The organism is SAR202 cluster bacterium (assembly GCA_016872285.1).
Lineage (GTDB): Bacteria > Chloroflexota > Dehalococcoidia > Lucifugimonadales.
Genome location: VGZZ01000014.1, coordinates 1 through 17,090, shown reverse-complemented (window position 1 = coordinate 17,090; position 17,090 = coordinate 1). Strand labels below are relative to the sequence as shown.

The following is a 17,090-nucleotide window of genomic DNA, read 5'->3' as shown; positions in this document are numbered from 1 at the left end:
CCTCAATGGCAGAACTCGATGACGGATTTCACGTCATCGGGGCCTTTATGAAAGGCGGTGGACCAGTCATCCAGCGGGACGCGGAGGGTGATGAGCCGGGCCAGCCAGGCGTGGTCCGCCCGGCTTAGGGAGTCTACGGAGGCCTGGTAGTGACGGCGATTGGCGTTTACCGAGCCGAAGAGCACGTCGTTCTCCAAAACCATGCCCCGGCTCAGGGCGCCAGCATCCACGGAAAGCTCACGGCTGCCGGAGGAGATGCCGGTTAAGCAGACAATGCCTCCAGGGGCGGTGTACCGCATGGCATCGAGAACGAGTTGTCCAACGCCGGTGCATTCGATGACAATGTCTGAGCCTTCGCAGGCGTTGGCTACGGAGCCGGTGTGATAGGCGGCGCCGAAGTCAAGGACGAGCTGGGGCTTGGGGCCTCGGGTTACGCGGTCCAGGACGTGTACATCCAGGCCCCGCTGGACGGCCATGAGGACGGCCAGCAGCCCGATAGGGCCAGCGCCGGTTATCAGAACCCGGGATGGCTTCCAAGAGGCGCGCTGTCCGATGCGCTCGATATGTTCCCACGCCTTGGCGACGATACTGGCCGGCTCTACCAACTGCCCACGCGTTCCAGGTGGGGAGGGAGGCGCACGGCGTATTCCGTCTCGATTCGAAAACGCTCAGAACAGTAGCCCTGCCGCTGCTTGATGCCCCGCTCTGTGTAGAGTCCATTCCGGCACATGTCCCATTCGTCGACGGCGCAGTTGGGGCAGGGGGGCGGGGTCCGGGCGGCGCACTATGCCAACCACTAGGTCTCCTTTCCCCAAAGCTGTCCCTGGAGGGGCTTCGATTATTCTACCCAGGGATTCATGGCCAATTACCAGGCGACTACTATCCGGCAGTGGCGATCCGTAGCTTCCTTCCAGTATCTCGATGTCCGTTCCGCACACACCCACGGCCAGGGTCTCTACAAGGATGGCGCCATCCTCGGCCGGCGGTTCGGGGATGTTGTCTATCCGCACGGATTGAGGATTTCCAGGCTCGGCGGTGAGTGCCGCATTCAAACGCCTTTGAATTACGGGTTCTATTTCCATCCTACCAGACAACTACGGGATCGTGGCCTTAGATTGGGGAGCGGCGGCGCGGCCAGGCTTTTAACGGGGAGCGTAGAGGTGGTATACTTCCTCGGCGGAGATGAGTTTTGGTCTACGATTTTCACACGCACACGTTTTTGAGCGATGGGGTGCTGTCGCCCATTGAGCTGATCCGTCGGGCGCACGTCCAGGGCTACCGCGTCATCGGCATTACCGACCACGTGAATTTTGGCAACATCGAGTACGTCGTAAAAACCTTGGTGAAAGATTGCGCCATCGCGACGAAACGGTGGGATATCCTCGCCATTCCGGGCGTGGAAGTTACCCACGTGCCCAAGGAAGACATCGACATGGCCGCGCGGGAAGCCCGCGCCATGGGTGCCAAGCTGATTAATGTACATGGTGAGACCATCGTGGAGCCGGTGGAGCCGGGGACAAACTGGGCAGCGCTCAACTCACTCAACGTGGATCTGGTGGGGCACCCGGGGCTTATTACGTTAGATGAGGCAAAGCTGGCGGCTCAAAACGGAATCTTTTTGGAGATTACCGCCAGAAAGGGGCACAGCCTGACCAACGGCCATGTGGCCAGGACAGGGCTGGAGGCCAAGGCCCTTATGGTGCTGGACTCGGACGCCCACGAGCCGGGAGATCTGCTGAAGCCGGATATGGTAGGTCGGATTGTGAAAGGGGCGGGGTTCTCCGAGAAGGAAGGTCATAACGTGTTGCAGGTGAATCCGGAAAAGCTGCTGGCAAAGCTCGGATATTCCCTCTCCGCGGTGCGTCGATAATCACGCGCTGCGGGCCTCCTCCCTCTGCGCCTCCGCCATCGACGCCGCCTTCAGCCGGCTCGACCCTCGGCCCCTAGCCGAAAAATACAGCGTCGCGTATCCAGCTATGCCCGCCGTCACCGACGCTGCTATCACCCCCATTTTCGCCGGGTTAGGATCGGTAAAAGCCAGTTCTGCTATATAGATAGCAAAGGTGAAACCCACGCCGCACAACATGCTGATCCCCAGCATCTGACCCCATCCCGCTCCTTCAGGCAGTCGCGCCACTTTCAGCGCCACCGCAGCCCTTGAGAAGCCCCACACCCCCACCGTTTTCCCCACCGCCAGGCCTAGGAACACCCCCAGCGTCACCGGACTGCTCAACCCGTCGCGCAAGTCCTCCGCCGACAGCTCCACGCCCGCGTTGGCCAGCGCGAATATCGGCAGCGCCAAATAGCTCACCCAGGGATGAACAAAACGTTCCATTCGTTCCACCGGCGCCTCTATCTCGCTCACCGCGTCCTCCAGCTCGCGCAAGATCGCATTAGCGCGGCCATGATTCCCGGCGGCCACCGCCTTCTCATGCCGCTCTATAAGCCGCCTGTCGGTCTCGCTGAAGGACCCCTTTGTCCTCCTCGGACTGGCGGGGACCATTACCCCAAGGACCACGCCCACGATAACCGCGTGGATGCCGGAGTTGAGTACCGCCAGCCACATCAGTCCGCCAAGGATTATGTAGAAAGGCAGGACCGGCACGCGAAGGCGCGTCAGTGCAATCAGCATCATCAGGAATACGCCTGCGATAGCTAAGTTGCCCCATTCGATCTCGTCCGTGTAGAACATCGCCAGAACAGTAATCGCCGCTATGTCGTCAATCACTGTCGAAGTCACCAGGAACACCCGCAGGCTCATAGGGATGCGACGCCCTCAAGCTCTTCAGTCAGCTTGGCATCTACGGAGTCGTTGGCTAATTGACCAAAAATCGCCTTTAATTCTAGCATCAAATATAGTACGATTGTTAGTACTCAGAGGTGTGGCATGACTACCAAGATTGTTAATGTGAGTGAGCTAAAAATAAACCTGGCAAGCCTCATGGGCCAGTTAGAAGAGGAAGGCATTCCCCTGTATGTAATCCATCACGGGAAGCCAAAAGCCGTTCTGGTCAAATACCAGGAGTATGAGGCAATACTTCAAAAGTTGGAGGACTTGGAGGACCTCTTGGCCGCCAAAGAAGCTCTCTTGGCTCCTGAGTCTGAGGCCATAACCCTGGATGAATATGAGCAACGGCGAAAAGCCAAGATACATCGTTAGGTTCCGTACCGCACGAGTCCAGCGGGAAATAGACTCTCTTACTGAGCGAGAAGGCGAGCGCGTTCGCCTGGCCATAAATGAACTGTCCCTTGACCCAAGGCCCAGGGGATGCTCCAAACTGGACGACAATACATTTAGAATTAGGGTTGGAGTCTGGCGAGTTATCTATATTATCCATGATAGGGATCGCATAGTGGATATAGCCGCCGTCAGACGAAGAAGTGAGAGTACATACAGAGATATCAGAAAATTCAGTGACTAAGTCGAGTTATGCAAGTCCTCGGCCGCCGCCTCCCTCAACCCTTTGACGACTTCTGGGCAGACCTCGGCCCTGAAATCGCCGTCCCAGAAAAACTCATCGCCCTCGCCCACCCCTCAATCTTCCGCGACCAGGCCTGGGACCCGGACTTTCCCGACGACCTCCCCTCCTGGCTCAACCTCCCTCCCGGCCCCCTCGCCTGCCACGTCGCCCATGAGCTCACCCACACCCTCCTCCTCCGCCGCGGCTACCCCCGCAGCCTCCGCGGCCTCCACTATCCCCCCGACTCCCACGAAGCCCGCGTCGGCGGTGACCTCGAAGAGATGGTCCATCACCACGCCCTTGAAAACATCCTCCAGCCCTTCCCCTTCGAGCGGTGGCACATCCAGAACCACCTCTACAACACCGCTCGACAGGGCCTGGAGACCGCCCCCGTCCCTGAACCCGGCTCCCTCTGGTGGGCCACCTGGGCCTTGCGCCACTGCGAGCTCCAGTTCCACCTCCCACCCGACAAATGGCAGCCCCTCGATGAAATCTGCCAGCGCCGCTGCCCTGGCGTCGCCTCCAAAGGCCGCCAGCTAACCGATATCATGGACTCCCTCGGCTCCTCCACCCCGGACACCGCCCTCCAAACCATGATCAACGTCCGCAATGCCCTGGGCCTGAAAGAAAACCAAGTCTGCCTCGTCCTAAACCCCCGCTCCAAACAGACCTTTTAGCTGCTTCCAACAAGCCCCTTCAAAAACTCCCCCGGCGTCATTATCCGCACCTTCAAACGCGCCCCTCTCACACGCGCATTCAGAAAATGCCGTCTGTCCAGCGTCAGCAAATATCCCGCCCCCGACTCTATGGCCGACGCCAGTACATGCGCATCCTTCGCCCCCACCACCTCCGCGCACTCCCCTAAACCCGCCTTAGTAGCCGCTGGCGCCATCACCGGATTCAAGTCCGCCAGCAGCTTGTAAAACCTCACCAAAGGGTTCTCCCCCATCTTCCCTGAAATGTTCTCCCGCGCCTCCAGCAGCACCCTCTCAGACAACACCGCCCTGAACTTCCGCCCCTGGCACACCTCCATCGCCACCGCCGAACCTCCCGTACTGGAACCGGACGCCGCGATTAGCAGGCTGGCGTCTAAGAACACCAGCTCCCGCGCCGAGGCCACCTAGAGCTTGCCCTGCTTCAACAGCGCCCTGACACGCTTGACAGTCTTTGCGTCTAACTTGTCCTCTTGAAGAAAGCGTTCTACCTCCTCCCCTGTGTATCGCCTCAAGCCTCCTTCTTCAGATTCCAGCGGCCTTATCTCCAACCGGTCATCCAACAGCGACACCCTCAGCAGAGTCTCCGGCCCAATCCCTAAGGCCTCCCTGAACTTCGTCGGAATGGTTATCTGACCTTTGCCCAGGGTTTTCACTACCTTGCTCTTAGTCCCAACTTCTGCCATTTCACACCACCAATTGAGTTGGATTTTCTATCTTTCCATCTTACCAACTTTAGTTTTAGAAATTCTAGCTATAGGGGCGCGGTTTCCGTGCCCGCTCCCCGTCCCCCCCTTTGTCCCCACCCCCTCCACTGAGCTATCATATCCCCCGTTGTCCATCACCCTCCCAGGAGACCCGTGTGAAATACGACATCGCCATCATCGGCGCTGGCTCAGCCGGCGCCACCCTCGCCGCCCGCCTCTCCCAGGACCCTAACCTCTCCGTCCTCCTCCTGGATGAAGGCCCCTACTTCTCCTCCATCGAACAGTTCCCGGAGGCCGTCCGCACCGGCTACGGCAACATCTCCCGCCTCACCGGCGACCACATCTCCGCCTTTGACTCCCGCATGAACTCCCACCAGCCCTGGAACAAGACCCTCTGGCGAGGCCGCGTCATGGGCGGCTCCAGCGCCATCAACGGCGCTTTCTTCATCCGAGGCGTCCCCGAGGACTTCGACGGCTGGGCCGCCGACGGCAATCCCGAATGGTCCTACCTCAAAGTCCTCCCATCCTTTCGACGCATCGAGACCGATACCGACTTCGGCGGCGATTTCCACGGCAAGGACGGCCCCATGCCCATCCGCCGCGTCCCCTTCGATAAGATGCTCCCCACCGCCAAGTTCTTCTACCAGGCCTGCAAAGACATGGGCTACCCCTACATGCCCGACATCAACGACCCCCAGGCCCAGGGCCTCTGCCTCAATCCCGTCAACGATGTCGCCGGCCTCCGCATAAACACCGCCATGGCGTACCTCAATCCCAACCACCACCGCCTCAACCTCACCCTCAAAGGCCAGGCCAAAGCCCGTCGCATCCTCTTCAAAGGCAAGCGCGCCGTCGGCGTCGAAGTTATCAGCGGCGGCCAGTCCTTCAAAGTCGATGCCTCGGAAGTCGTCCTCTCCTCCGGCGCTGTCGGCTCACCCTTCCTCCTCCTCCATTCCGGCATCGGCCCCGCCGCCCAGCTCAAAAAGCTCGGCATGAAAGTTATCCACAACCTCCCCGGCGTCGGCGAGAACCTCCGCAACCACCTCTACTCCATGGTCCGGTACCAGCACCTCCGGCCTCACGAAGCCCACTTCGACAAGCGCCAGATTATCCTCCGCTACACCTCCTCCGCCTCCAAACGCCCCAAGGACGTCACCATCAACCCCGACTTCCGCGGCTCTGAGGAGACCCCGCCCCAGCTATGGCTCAATCCCACCATCGAACTCCCCGCCAGCGCCGGCCGCCTCCGCCTCACCTCCGCCGACTTCGACGCCCCTCCCGAAATCGATTTCAACGCCGTCCACCCCCACGACCTGGAGCGGCTGCGCGAAGGCGTCCGAATGTGCATCAAAATCGGCGCTCACCCCGCCTTCAAAGGCATCGCCGGCCCTCGCATCGCTCCCGACGACTCCCACCTCGCCTCCGACAAATCCCTCGACGAGTGGATCCTTCGTAACATCGCCGGCTCCCAGCACCAGTCCGGCACCTGCAAGATGGGCCCCGCCTCAGACCCCACGGCCGTCGTCGACCAGTACGGCCGAGTCCACGGCCTCCAGAACCTCCGCGTCTGCGACGCCTCCATCATGCCCAACGTCGTCAGCGCCAACCCCAACGCCTCTACCATCATGATCGGCGAGCGCATGTCGGAACTAATAAAACAGACTCTCGGCAAGTAATATGAGAATAAAGTGCTAGTTGTGCTTGTTCTCAGCTCCTCTTTCCCCTGGAGACATCCCCTGCTAATGAAGGGTTGGGGCTAAGAAATAAGAAGCTGAATTGTCATTCCGAGCGGCATCCTTCTGTATTCGGAAGGATGCAGTCGAGGCCTGTCCTGAGCCTGGTCGAAGGGAATCTGTTATGACTGCATCCTGCCTCGGTTTGTCACTGACGCGCCCTGCGTCTCCCCTCGTCTCCAAACGCCGCCAGCGTCGGCATAACCGGCCCAGTCCTGATGCCCCCCTACTGCACTACCCCCTCCACCACCGCTCCCACCACCATCAGCGCCCCCACCGCCACCACAAACGCCCCAAAATTCACCCGACCCGCCACCGCTAGCAGCGCCTTAATACACACCAGCCCCACCACAAACGCCGCCGCCGCTCCCGCCCAATGCCCCGTCCTTATATCAAAACCGCTGTCCAGCGCCCCGTAAAACGCCCCGCCCAGGCTCGCCGGTATGCTCATCAAAAAGCTCGCCACCAGCGCCTCCTGCCGGTCCATCCGCCTCGCCAGCAAAATCGACATCGTCATCCCCGACCGGCTTATCCCCGGCAGCGCCGCCAGCCCCTGCATCACCCCCGCCAGCACCCCGTCCGTCGGCGAAAGCTCCGCCCGCGTCCGGTTCCCCGTCACCTTCTGCTTCAACAAAACATACCCCGTCACCAACAAAAACCCGCCGATGACTCCCATCAAGGCCGGCCCCGCCACATTCAAAGTCTCGTCCAGAAGAATCAGCAAAGGCAGACCCACCGCGGCGCTGACCAGCGTCGACACTACCAGAAACTTAAACAGCGGCGACAGCGCCTTCGGCTTCGGCGCCACCTCCCGAATCAAAGCTGCCACATCCTTCCTTAGTACAATAATCGCCGCCGGCGCCGTCCCCAGGTGCAGCCACTGAGCGTACGCCAGCGCCTCATCCAGGTCCCCGCCCTTCAGCCACGAATACACCGCCGACACCGTTCCATCCGAGCTTACAGGTATCCACTCGGTAATCCCCTGCAGCGCCCCCAGTATCACATCATTCAGCAAAGCTCCGCCCAATTTATGCAAGAATGCATGATTGCACGCCTCTCTAAATACCCCTACTCAGTCTAACGCAGCCCACTGCCGATTATCAGCCTTTTAGGCACGGGCCGTGAATGCGGTAGGAATATGGGGCAGCTTTGAGCGCGCGTAATTTAGTCTCCTCAGGTCCCCCCTCTTCTCCTATTGCAAAGGAGAAGAGAGGGATAGGGGGTGATGAGGTGCTCTTATTTTTTCATCCCCTTCTTCCTGATGGAAGAAGGGGATAAGGGGATGATGGTGGCTCCATTAGGGACAAGGAGCGTTGGATAATACCAACATGTCCCTGGCCCCTACGCCAGGTTATACAACTTCACCGCGTTCTCACGCGTAATCTTCCGTCTCGTTCCCTCCGGCACCCCCTCGAACAACTCCCCCAGCACCTTCTGCGAATGCGGCCACACCCCGTCCGGGTGCGGGTAATCGCTCCCCCACATCACATTCCCCTCCCCTATTACATCCAGCAGCCGCATCCCCACGAAATCCTTCTGGAACGTCGCGTAACACTGTCGGCGCCAGTACTCGCTGGGCTTCATCCTCAGCCCCATCTCGTGCATCCTGTCCTCCAGCTCGTAGTCCATCCGCTCCAGCAAGTACGGTATCCACCCGAATCCGCTCTCCACCAGCACCACCTTGAGCCCCGGGTGCCGCTCCAGCGCCTTGCTCCATATCATAGACGCCAGCGCCTCGTCCACCTGCATCGGCGCAACGCATACGTACGCGCACGTCGCCGACGCCTCCCCAAACTGCATCCCCACGCTCGTCGTCCCCCCCGCTATGTGGAACTGCGCCGACAGCCCCGTCTCCTCGCAAGCCTGCCACAGCGGCTCCCACATCGGGTGCCACACCGGCTTCGACGCCGCGAAGGGCGAAAAGTCCGCCCCCCTCAGCCCCAGCTTCGCCACCCGACGCACCTCGCTGGCCGCCTCCTCCGGGTTGTCGCTCGGTATGCACCCCAGCGCGAAGAACCTACCGGGCGCCGCCCCGCAAAACTCCGATATGTAGTCGTTGTACGCTCGATATATCTGCCCCCGAAGCGTCGGCTCCTTCACCTTCAGCCCCATGCCCAGAATCCCATACATCACCTCCGCGTCCACCCCGTCCTTCTCCAGGTCCTGCAGCCGCAGCCTGGAGTCCCCCGGGTTCGCCTTCTCCGTCTCCTCCAACCTGTGGCCGATACTAAGCTGATCGCTCTTGTCCCTAAACCGCCGTCGACCCGCCGGCCCCAAAATCATGCTCCCCGCCACCCACTGCGTCCCCTTTTCCGTCTCCATTATCCGGGGCGCCCTGTCCCGCATCTCCCTGGGAAATCTGGACGTCCACAAGTCCCTCGGCAAATACGCCAGGTCCATGTGCGAGTCCGCGGATACCACTCTGTATTTTGTGCTTGTCACTATCTGCCTCCTGTGGGTATATGCCCTTAGCCAGAGTATAGCTGTCTATGGCTGGTTTGCTAAGCCTTGCTACCCCTCTTCTTCGATATATGGAATGCCAAGCTCCACCTCCTCCGTCCTGAAATCAATCCTAAGCGCTCCGTCCAACATTAAATCTCTACCTACATCAGGAGTCAGGGCCTTCTCTCAAGTCTTCGTTCGGAAGCGGCATTCCAAGAAGTATGGTCGACGCCCTGGACAGAACAATTTTGCCAGTCTGGTCTGCAAAAAATAGGCTGACCGGCTCCCTTGCATAAGGCCTTTACCCGCTTATTCCTGTCAGGCTAATGGACTCTCTCTGAGATTCCTGGGCATATCTAGGGAGCCGTTTAGCCCAGTCCATCGGGTGAATCACAGTCGTGCTTGACCCGGTGTCAATTAAAAGCTCAACGTAGAAAGTTATACCTAGTCGGCTTAGGAAAACTTCTCCAAGCACATATGGGGTCAGCGTGCCGTCCCTTGAGCGGCGCATGAAGCCTGGGATCAAACGCTAGTCCCTCAAGGCCCGTTGCCAGCGCCACTTACTGATTCCTTCAATTTTTACGTAATTGCTAGTTTCGCCCATTTTGTGCAATTTAGATGCCAGCTTCATAAGGTCTTTATTATGCGCAATGACTTTCTGGTCCTTTACCGCCACCCATTGTTCGGGATACTTCTTTAGCAGCTCGTCCCAATGACTGTCAATGAACTCGATGTTTTTCTGATGCGCCTCTCTCCACCTATCCAGTTCTCCTTCGTCTCTCAGTCCCTTTATTGCCGCCCACGCTTCCTTTACCCGCTCATCCGTGTAAACCATACCCCTTACCCTCTTCTCAATTGCCCTTCCATTCTTCTGCCATTATACACACCAGCCTTGCCGCCACCTTCGCCATGATCGGCGTCATCGTTGAAAGACCGTCCATCGCTGACGAAACTCGAACCGCCATTGCCTTTCTGCCGGTCATCGCTGGCATCGCCTACTACCTGGCCTTCGTCCCCCCAGGCTGGCTCAGACGCACCTGGCAGCTTCCGGAGGTCCACAAATTCCTTGCGTCCATCCAGGGAATACCCCCCGCTGAGCGGGCCGCGGCCTCAGCCTCCGAACTCTGCAAGACCGCCACCGCCGTCGGCGGCGGCGTCGCCAGCGCTGGCGCCCTCTGGAACGACACTCAGAACAAACTCACAGTCCAGTCCTCGGACCTCAAAGCCCTCGTCTCCGAGACCCTTACCCCAGCCTCCGGCGCCCTGGCTCGCGCCAACAACCAGCGCCTGTCCCTCGTCGCCACCGACCCCGCCGATTTGACGCCCGATGAGATTCGCATCCTCTCCCTCACCGGTGCTAAGGCCCTCCTCGTCGTTCCCATCGCCACGTCCAGTCGCTCCTTTGGGTTTCTCCTTGTCCTCTCCCGCCGAAATCCCCTTTTCCCCAACGATGATCTTTCCCTTTTAAGTCTCCTGGCAGACCAGTACGCCACAGCCCTGGACACCGCAATGCTTATCTCCCAGCAAGCCCAGGAAGAAGCCCGCCGTATGCGCGCCGAAATCCTTGTCTCAGAAATCAACCATCGAGTCAAAAACTCCCTCCAGGCCGACAACATCGCCGACCCCAGCGGCCAGTCCATTCTCCAGGAGAGTGAAGGACGCCTCCGCGCCCTGGCCGCCGTCCACTCCCGCCTCCGCCCCCAAAACGGCCAGGCCCTCATTGACTTCGATAACCACTTGCAAGAGACCCTTCCGCCTGTGGTCCGCGCCCTGGGAGACTCCGCCAGGATATCCCTTCAGATCAATTCTAACCGCGTCTTCCTCAACTCGGAGACCGCCGTCCCCTGCGCCCTCATAGTTAACGAGCTTTTCACCAACTCCCTTAAACACGCATTTCCTCATGATAGAAAAGGGACCATTATCATCGGCCTCTCCCAACAGGAGAACGGTGCTTTGCTCCTCACCGTCAGTGACGACGGCATAGGTTTCCCCACGGGGCTGGACTTCAGGGACACATCCAGCCTGGGCCTGCGGCTCGTAAACGGCCTCGCACAACAGCTGCAGGGTACTATCGAAATGGAACAGAAAGGAGGTACTATATATAACATATGCTTCGAAATGTTGAAGGCAAGAAAGTCATGACGCCCCGCATCCTGATCGTCGAAGATGAGCGCATCACCGCCCTGGACATCAGGAGCAAACTCCACCGCTTCGGCTTCCGCGACACCACCATCGTCGCCTCCGGCGAGGAAGCCATAAAAAAGGCTGAACAGACCAAGCCCAGCCTTGTCCTCATGGACATTGTCCTCCAGGGCGAAATGGACGGCATCGACGCCGCCGCCCACATCCAAAGCCATCTCGGCATCCCTGTAATCTTCCTCACCGCCTATGGAGACGCTGCCACCGCCTCCCGCGCCATGCGCGTCCTCCGCTACAAGTCCGTCAGGTTCATCACCAAACCCTTCGACGAGGAATCCCTCCGCATCACCATCCAGAACACTCTTGACGACCCGGACCTCCACATCGGCCTAAACTAACCCCCGCTCCCTCCGCAACTACGTGCCCTCTCTCTTGTCACCCCCCTCTGATACTTACCCCTTCGTAGTGCTCGACTGCTTGGAAGGCAATAGGCGGTTAAGAATGAGCGAAAAGGCATTCCCCTCTGGTTCACCTTCTTCGCCTACCTTGTAGAAGTTGAATCCGCAGGACGAAATCTCCCCATCCTTGACTTATATTCAAACGGGGAACACCTCTATTTACCTATATAAATCGCGAAATCCCGATGTAATCGGGAGGGGGGCTCGTCCGCCGTGGCGGATCGGCCCCTATGTCAATCGGGAAAGGGGCTAGGGACTGCCCTGAGCTTGTTGAAGGGGGATGATGATGTGATCTTACTTTCTCTTCCCTTCCAACAGACGCGTGATGCACATTAAAGAAAGTTCCGAGCCTTTTTATCATGGGCTGGATCATGGGAAAACACGAGTCTTTTGCACAGACGGGGACTTAGGGGGCTGGTCTGGTCCCCCCTTCGGCCTGGAAGGGGCTTTGCCTCAAAACCCCCGTCTGCCCTAAAAGTACCAGTGCAGACTTATGCTTTTCATCTTGGGTTTGGAACCCCATTCTTGGACTTTTGAGGCAAATCCATGTCTTGCCTCAAAAGTGTCTCAAAACCTGGACTTTTTAGGGCAAAGCCCCTGGAAGGCGAAGGGGGCGTTAGACGCTGTCCTGAGTATGTCGAAGGAGGGGGTTGTGGTTCTAATTATCTCTTCCCCTTCCAGCAGGCTGTACTCAGTCCCGATGCAGTCGGGAAAGGGGCCAGGGGATGGTATCCCGAATGAGAACAGGGCTGGTTTTATGCCGAAAGCTGCCGAAACTCCAGAGCGGGAGGAGTTACCCAGGAGTCGGCATCGCGCTCAACTCCATCGGACACAACACATTCAGCAACATCGGGCCCCTCAGCACCAGCTCCACAGGCTTCCCTCGCCACTTCAACATCATCAAGTCCTTCTTCCTCAACCCGGACATCGAATAGTAAATATCCTTCTCCTCCTCCCCAATCCTTACCACCAGCCACTTGGAGAAAACCCTCACAATAACGCCCCTTGCCAGAGATGCTTTGCCCATCTTTTACCTCTACAAATAACTCCCTAGACCTTTGGAAACATACCGCCGTAGGTACCCTACCCCGCTCCCCCTCCTGTGACTACCTCAAATAGATACCTCAAGGCTAGTCCCTTCTTCCTAGTCCCATCTCTTTTCGGGTGGGTGGCGGGGTAGGTTGCGGAGCCTGCCCTGAGCCCGCCTCTGGCGGATCGAAGGGTCATTTCGGTGAGCCTTTAGCCCTGAGCGAAGTCTCCCCAACCTTAGTTTCTATTCAATCTTTGAGCACCTTAACCCCATTCAATCGCGAAATCCCGATGTAATCGGGAGGGGGGCTCGTCCGCCGTGGCGGATCGGCTTGTACTCGGACGTAGCCGAATGGAGCAGTCGAGAAACCTCAACGTGTCGTCCGCTACCATTACCTCCCATATAGTTAACTCACACACCGACTGCCGCCATATCCAATTACTTACGTGGCCTCCCTTTTTCCTTCCTTTGCCTCTCCCATCCCCTATGCTATCCTCTCCCCAACCCTCCCCTAGGAGTCTCCCCATGCCCTCTTCCCAGGACCTCGCCTTCACCCCCGCCACCGACCTTCGACGCCTCATCGCCGGCAAAAAACTCTCCCCCGTCGAGCTGACCCAGCTTTATCTGGACCGCATCCACGCCCTCAATTCAAAGCTAAACGCCTTCCTCACTGTGGCGGACGAGGGCGCTTGCTCCACAAACTCACATAATTCGGAGCAGGCCGATGTATCGGCCCTCGCCCAGGCCCGTCAGGCAGAATCCGACGTCATGAAAGGCAAGCGCCTTGGCCCCCTCCATGGCATCCCCACCTCCATCAAAGACCTCCTCCCCACCAAAGGCCTCCGCACCACCAAAGGCTCCCTTATCCTCAAGGACTGGGTCCCCGACCAGGACGACTTCGTCGTCACCCGAATAAAAAACGCCGGTGCGATCATCCTTGGCAAGACCAACACCCCGGAATTCGGCCACGGCGGCGGCGTCACCGAAAACAAGCTCGGCGACTTCTGCCGCAACCCCTGGAACACCAAGATGGTCGCTGGCGCCTCCAGCGGCGGCGCGGGCGCCTCCGTCGCCGCCGGCCTCAACCCCATCGCCCACGGCACCGATGGCGGCGGCTCCATACGAGTCCCCGCGTCCTTCTGCGGCATCTACGGCATCATGGGCTCCCTGGGCCGCGTCCCCCGCAGAAACACCGGCCCCATGAGCTTCAACCCCGTGTTCTACTCCCAGGACGGCCCCCTCACCCGCACCGTCGCCGACGCCGCCCTCTTCCTCCAGGTCATGGCCGGCCCTCACCCCCAGGCCTCCCCCGTCGGCACCATCATGTCTCGACCCCCAAACTTCTCCGCCGCCCTCAGCAGGGGTGTGAAAGGCTTACGAATCGCCTACAGCTCCGACCTCGGTTCCATCCCCGTCGAAAAATCAGTCCGCGACGTCTGCTATAAGGCCGCCCGCGTTTTCGAGTCCCTCGGCGCTTCCGTCGACGACAACGTCTACAAAATCGACATCCAGGAAGTCCGCGACCTCATGACTACCCTTGTCGGTGTCTACGACTATGCCAACTACGGCCAGTACCTGGACAAAGGCCACCTCATGATGCCCTACCTCAGAGAAGGCATCGAAAACGGCGCCAAAATCACCGGCCTCCAGTACGCCGCCGCCCTCGCCGCTCTCCAGCGCCTACAGCTCTACACCCGCGACTTCTTCAAAAAATACGACCTGCTGCTAACTCCCACCCTGGCCGTCCCTCCCTTCCCCTGCGGCCATCGGCCCCATGTCATCGACGGCAAACCTGTCGGCAAAATGTGGGGCTTCTACGCCACCCTCTTCCCATTCAACTTCACCGGCAACCCCGCCGCCAGCGTCCCCTGCGGCTTCGTTGATGGCCTGCCCATCGGCCTCCAGATCGTCGGTTCCCTTCGCGACGAACCCGCCGTCCTCGCCGCCTCCGCCGCCTTTGAGTCCGCCCAACCCTGGTCCCACCTCCGTCCCCCCACCTCCTAACCCTCCCTGCCGAAAGTGTCCGTTGAACATGCCCAGGGTGACTCAATAAAACAAGTCCTGTCATCCTGAGCGAAGTCGAAGGATCTATGCCCAGCACTACCTACCTCGTAGCTAGGCCCCGGCTCCCTCTCTATCCGTGGGCGTGGTTGGATTAGGGTGTTACGTCATTTCGACCCGCCTCAGGCGGGAGAAACCTCAACGATACGCCTGCCACCATTACACTCTATCCTCGCCTCCTGCCAATCCCTCAATAGCCCCCTTTACCCCTTCTCCCCCTTGATAGGGGAGAACAGACGCCGTCCTGAGCCTGGTCGAAGGAAGAGAGGGTGAAACACTAGCTCTACGCTCCGTCCGTCAGGCACAATCACACCTCTCTGTCCCCTTCCCGTACCCCCTCCCCCAAAAAGAAATACCGCCAGGACGAGGGGGTAGGCGCCCGCCCTGGCGGCTTGGGGAGGTTGGCCGCTTTCGCGACCCTAAGGAGGAGGAGAGACTCTATGCTATCTCTTAGTCTATACACCTATAAAAACGTCCCATTTCCCAAAACGTCAGGACACATCTTCAGACTAGTCCTAAACGCCCTCGCCCACCTCATTGGCTACAACCGCCGGAACGCCACCCGCAAGAAGAGAACATGGTCATTGCAGAGCAGAACCTCTACAAACTTCCTAGCCCCTGAAGGCCACGTCTTCATATGATGGTAAAATGTCGTTAAAGTTCATCCCAGGTGTAACTATGGCTACGGTGCGTCAAGAACCGCAGTAGTTGAACGTGAAGGAGACTGGTACGTTGCCCTCTACCCAGAATTGGACATTGCCAGCCAGGGCCATACCGCCGAAGAAGCCACCTGTAACCTACAAGAGGCCCTTGCCCTCTTCTGTGAAGCGGCCAGTATCGAGGAGATTAAGGAGCGCCTCCATGCCTAGCCCCAAGCTTTTTCTTATATTTCCTCTCCCTTGATGGGAGAGGATTAAGGTCGAAGACTCGCCGTGGAGAGTGAGGGTGAAACACTAGCACTACGCTCCGTCCGACAGGCTATACCGTCTCCCACGACCGTTCCCCATTGAGATACCCTCCCTTCCTATTAATCCTCTCCCCTCTTCTCACCTCTCCTACCCCCGTCCCGCCTGGAAACCCGTCCCTCTCCACCCTTCCCTTCCCCCTCCCCCAATCTGCTATAGTGTCCCCATAGCCCCCTCTCCAGGAGTCCCCCACCGCCTATGACCTCCCAGGTCTTCTATCGAAAGTGGCGCCCCAAGACCTTTGCCCAGGTCACCGGCCAGGAGCACGTCACCACCGTCCTCCGGCAGGCCGTCGCCGGAGGCCACGTCGGGCACGCCTACCTCTTCTGCGGCCCCCGAGGCACCGGCAAGACCACCACCGCGCGAGTCCTCGCCAAGGCCCTCAACTGCCGGCATCCCTCCGGTGGCGAGCCTGACACCGCCTGTCCCATCTGCCTCTCCACCGACGCCGGCCGCTTCATGGACCTCATCGAAATGGACGCCGCCTCCAACCGCGGCATCGACGAGATCCGGGGCATCCGTGACAAGGTCCACTTCTCTCCCACCGAAGGCAAGTACAAGGTCTATATCGTGGATGAGGCCCACATGCTCACTGAGGCCGCCTCCAACGCCTTCCTCAAGACCCTGGAGGAGCCTCCTCCCCACGTCATCTTCGTCCTCTGCACCACCGAGCCCCATAAAATCCTCGCCACCATCACCTCCCGGTGTCAGCGTTTCGACTTCCGAAGGCTCTCCTCGGAAGTCATCGGCGCCAAGCTCCGCTTTATCTGCGACCAGGAGTCCATCGACGCCGACCCTAAAGCTCTCCTCGCCCTGGCCCGCGCCGCCAACGGCGGCCTCCGCGACGCCGAAAACCTCCTCGAGCAAATAGCAGTCTCCTATGGTCACAAAGTCACCCTGGAAGCCGTTCAGGAGGTCTTAGGCCTCGGCCACTCCCAGGCCGCCAAAGACCTGGTAGGCTACCTCCTCTCCGGCAATTCCGCCGCCGCCCTCGGCGCCATCGCCCGCGCCGCCCAGAACGGCGCGGATGTCCGCGCCCTCCACCGCCAGTCCCTGGAACTCCTCCGCGCCGTCCTCATGGTCCAGTCCGGTGCCGCCGATACCCTGGATCTGGAAGCCGAGACCCTTCGTGACGTCCAGACCCTCGCCGGCAAGACCCATATCAACCGCACCATGAAATGCCTCAAAGCCCTCGGCCAGGCCAACATGAAGCTGGACGCCTCCTCCAGCCTCCCCCTGGAACTCGCCGTCGTCGAAGCCTCCACCGATACTCCTGAGACCGCCTCCACCCCCTCCCGCCCCATGGCTCCGCGACCTACCTCACCGTCCCAACCCTATGCCCGCCCTTCCAACCCGCCCCGCCAGCCCTCCCGCCCCGCCT

16 protein-coding genes and 1 pseudogene are annotated in these 17,090 nt (G+C 59.5%); 9 read left to right on the top strand and 8 right to left on the bottom strand.

What is annotated here, in order from left to right; all coding sequences use genetic code 11:
• Window positions 1-2: 2 nt before the first annotated feature.
• A pseudogene (locus FJ320_05650) lies at window positions 3-1,082 on the bottom strand (theronine dehydrogenase).
• A 107-nt stretch (window positions 1,083-1,189) separates the two neighbouring features.
• On the opposite strand from FJ320_05650, the gene FJ320_05645 reads away from it, so the two are divergent.
• Window positions 1,190-1,870: a histidinol phosphate phosphatase domain-containing protein gene (locus FJ320_05645; protein ID MBM3925460.1), complete on the top strand. Its 681-nt coding sequence runs from the start codon at window positions 1,190-1,192 to the stop codon at window positions 1,868-1,870.
• Here the strand turns inward: FJ320_05645 and FJ320_05640 are convergent, their stop codons facing one another.
• Complete coding sequence (locus tag FJ320_05640; GenBank protein MBM3925459.1) at window positions 1,871-2,761, bottom strand: Na+/H+ antiporter NhaA; 891 nt, start codon at window positions 2,759-2,761, stop codon at window positions 1,871-1,873. It lies immediately after the preceding gene.
• Window positions 2,762-2,887: 126 nt separating this feature from the next.
• Between FJ320_05640 and FJ320_05635 the strand changes: the two genes are divergently transcribed.
• Genes FJ320_05635 through FJ320_05625 form a run of 3 tightly spaced genes read left to right on the top strand, consistent with a single transcriptional unit; the run spans window position 2,888 to window position 4,138 of the window.
• Window positions 2,888-3,160 carry a type II toxin-antitoxin system Phd/YefM family antitoxin gene (locus tag FJ320_05635; GenBank protein MBM3925458.1) on the top strand — a complete coding sequence of 91 codons (273 nt, stop codon included), beginning with the start codon at window positions 2,888-2,890 and terminating at the stop codon, window positions 3,158-3,160.
• Window positions 3,120-3,422 carry a type II toxin-antitoxin system RelE/ParE family toxin gene (locus tag FJ320_05630; GenBank protein ID MBM3925457.1) on the top strand — a complete coding sequence of 101 codons (303 nt, stop codon included), beginning with the start codon at window positions 3,120-3,122 and terminating at the stop codon, window positions 3,420-3,422. Before FJ320_05635 ends, FJ320_05630 begins: the two co-directional genes overlap by 41 nt.
• An 8-nt stretch (window positions 3,423-3,430) precedes the next feature.
• Window positions 3,431-4,138, top strand: coding sequence for a hypothetical protein (locus tag FJ320_05625; GenBank protein ID MBM3925456.1), 708 nt, complete (start codon window positions 3,431-3,433; stop codon window positions 4,136-4,138).
• Here FJ320_05625 and FJ320_05620 read toward each other — a convergent pair.
• A complete protein-coding gene (locus FJ320_05620; protein MBM3925455.1) occupies window positions 4,135-4,581 on the bottom strand; it encodes a PIN domain-containing protein in 447 nt (148 codons plus the stop codon). The genes FJ320_05625 and FJ320_05620 overlap by 4 nt on opposite strands.
• Window positions 4,582-4,860, bottom strand: a complete 279-nt coding sequence (locus tag FJ320_05615; GenBank protein MBM3925454.1) for an AbrB/MazE/SpoVT family DNA-binding domain-containing protein — start codon at window positions 4,858-4,860, stop codon at window positions 4,582-4,584. It lies immediately after the preceding gene.
• Between the two features lie 110 nt (window positions 4,861-4,970).
• Here FJ320_05615 and mftG point away from each other — a divergent pair, with 110 nt between their 5' ends.
• On the top strand, window positions 4,971-6,557 hold the full coding sequence (gene mftG, locus FJ320_05610; GenBank protein MBM3925453.1) for a mycofactocin system GMC family oxidoreductase MftG: 1,587 nt from the start codon (window positions 4,971-4,973) through the stop codon (window positions 6,555-6,557).
• Between the two features lie 283 nt (window positions 6,558-6,840).
• Here mftG and FJ320_05605 read toward each other — a convergent pair whose 3' ends face one another.
• The 3 genes from FJ320_05605 to FJ320_05595 form a co-directional block, all read right to left on the bottom strand.
• A complete protein-coding gene (locus FJ320_05605) occupies window positions 6,841-7,650 on the bottom strand; it encodes an undecaprenyl-diphosphate phosphatase (GenBank protein MBM3925452.1) in 810 nt (269 codons plus the stop codon).
• Between the two features lie 305 nt (window positions 7,651-7,955).
• On the bottom strand, window positions 7,956-9,056 hold the full coding sequence (locus FJ320_05600; GenBank protein ID MBM3925451.1) for an amidohydrolase: 1,101 nt from the start codon (window positions 9,054-9,056) through the stop codon (window positions 7,956-7,958).
• A 529-nt stretch (window positions 9,057-9,585) separates the two neighbouring features.
• Complete coding sequence (locus FJ320_05595) at window positions 9,586-9,891, bottom strand: hypothetical protein (GenBank protein ID MBM3925450.1); 306 nt, start codon at window positions 9,889-9,891, stop codon at window positions 9,586-9,588.
• A gap of 20 nt (window positions 9,892-9,911) precedes the next feature.
• Here FJ320_05595 and FJ320_05590 point away from each other — a divergent pair, with 20 nt between their 5' ends.
• Entirely contained in the window at window positions 9,912-11,198 is a 1,287-nt protein-coding gene (locus FJ320_05590; GenBank protein ID MBM3925449.1) for a sensor histidine kinase, read from the top strand.
• Complete coding sequence (locus FJ320_05585; protein ID MBM3925448.1) at window positions 11,195-11,593, top strand: response regulator; 399 nt, start codon at window positions 11,195-11,197, stop codon at window positions 11,591-11,593. Before FJ320_05590 ends, FJ320_05585 begins: the two co-directional genes overlap by 4 nt.
• Window positions 11,594-12,446: 853 nt before the next feature.
• Here the strand turns inward: FJ320_05585 and FJ320_05580 are convergent.
• Complete coding sequence (locus tag FJ320_05580; protein ID MBM3925447.1) at window positions 12,447-12,680, bottom strand: hypothetical protein; 234 nt, start codon at window positions 12,678-12,680, stop codon at window positions 12,447-12,449.
• 354 nt (window positions 12,681-13,034) lie between these two features.
• On the opposite strand from FJ320_05580, the gene FJ320_05575 reads away from it, so the two are divergent.
• Entirely contained in the window at window positions 13,035-14,687 is a 1,653-nt protein-coding gene (locus FJ320_05575; protein ID MBM3925446.1) for an amidase, read from the top strand.
• Between the two features lie 1,220 nt (window positions 14,688-15,907).
• Window positions 15,908-17,090: DNA polymerase III subunit gamma/tau (gene dnaX / locus FJ320_05570; GenBank protein ID MBM3925445.1), on the top strand; the 1,183-nt coding region annotated here is incomplete at its 3' end.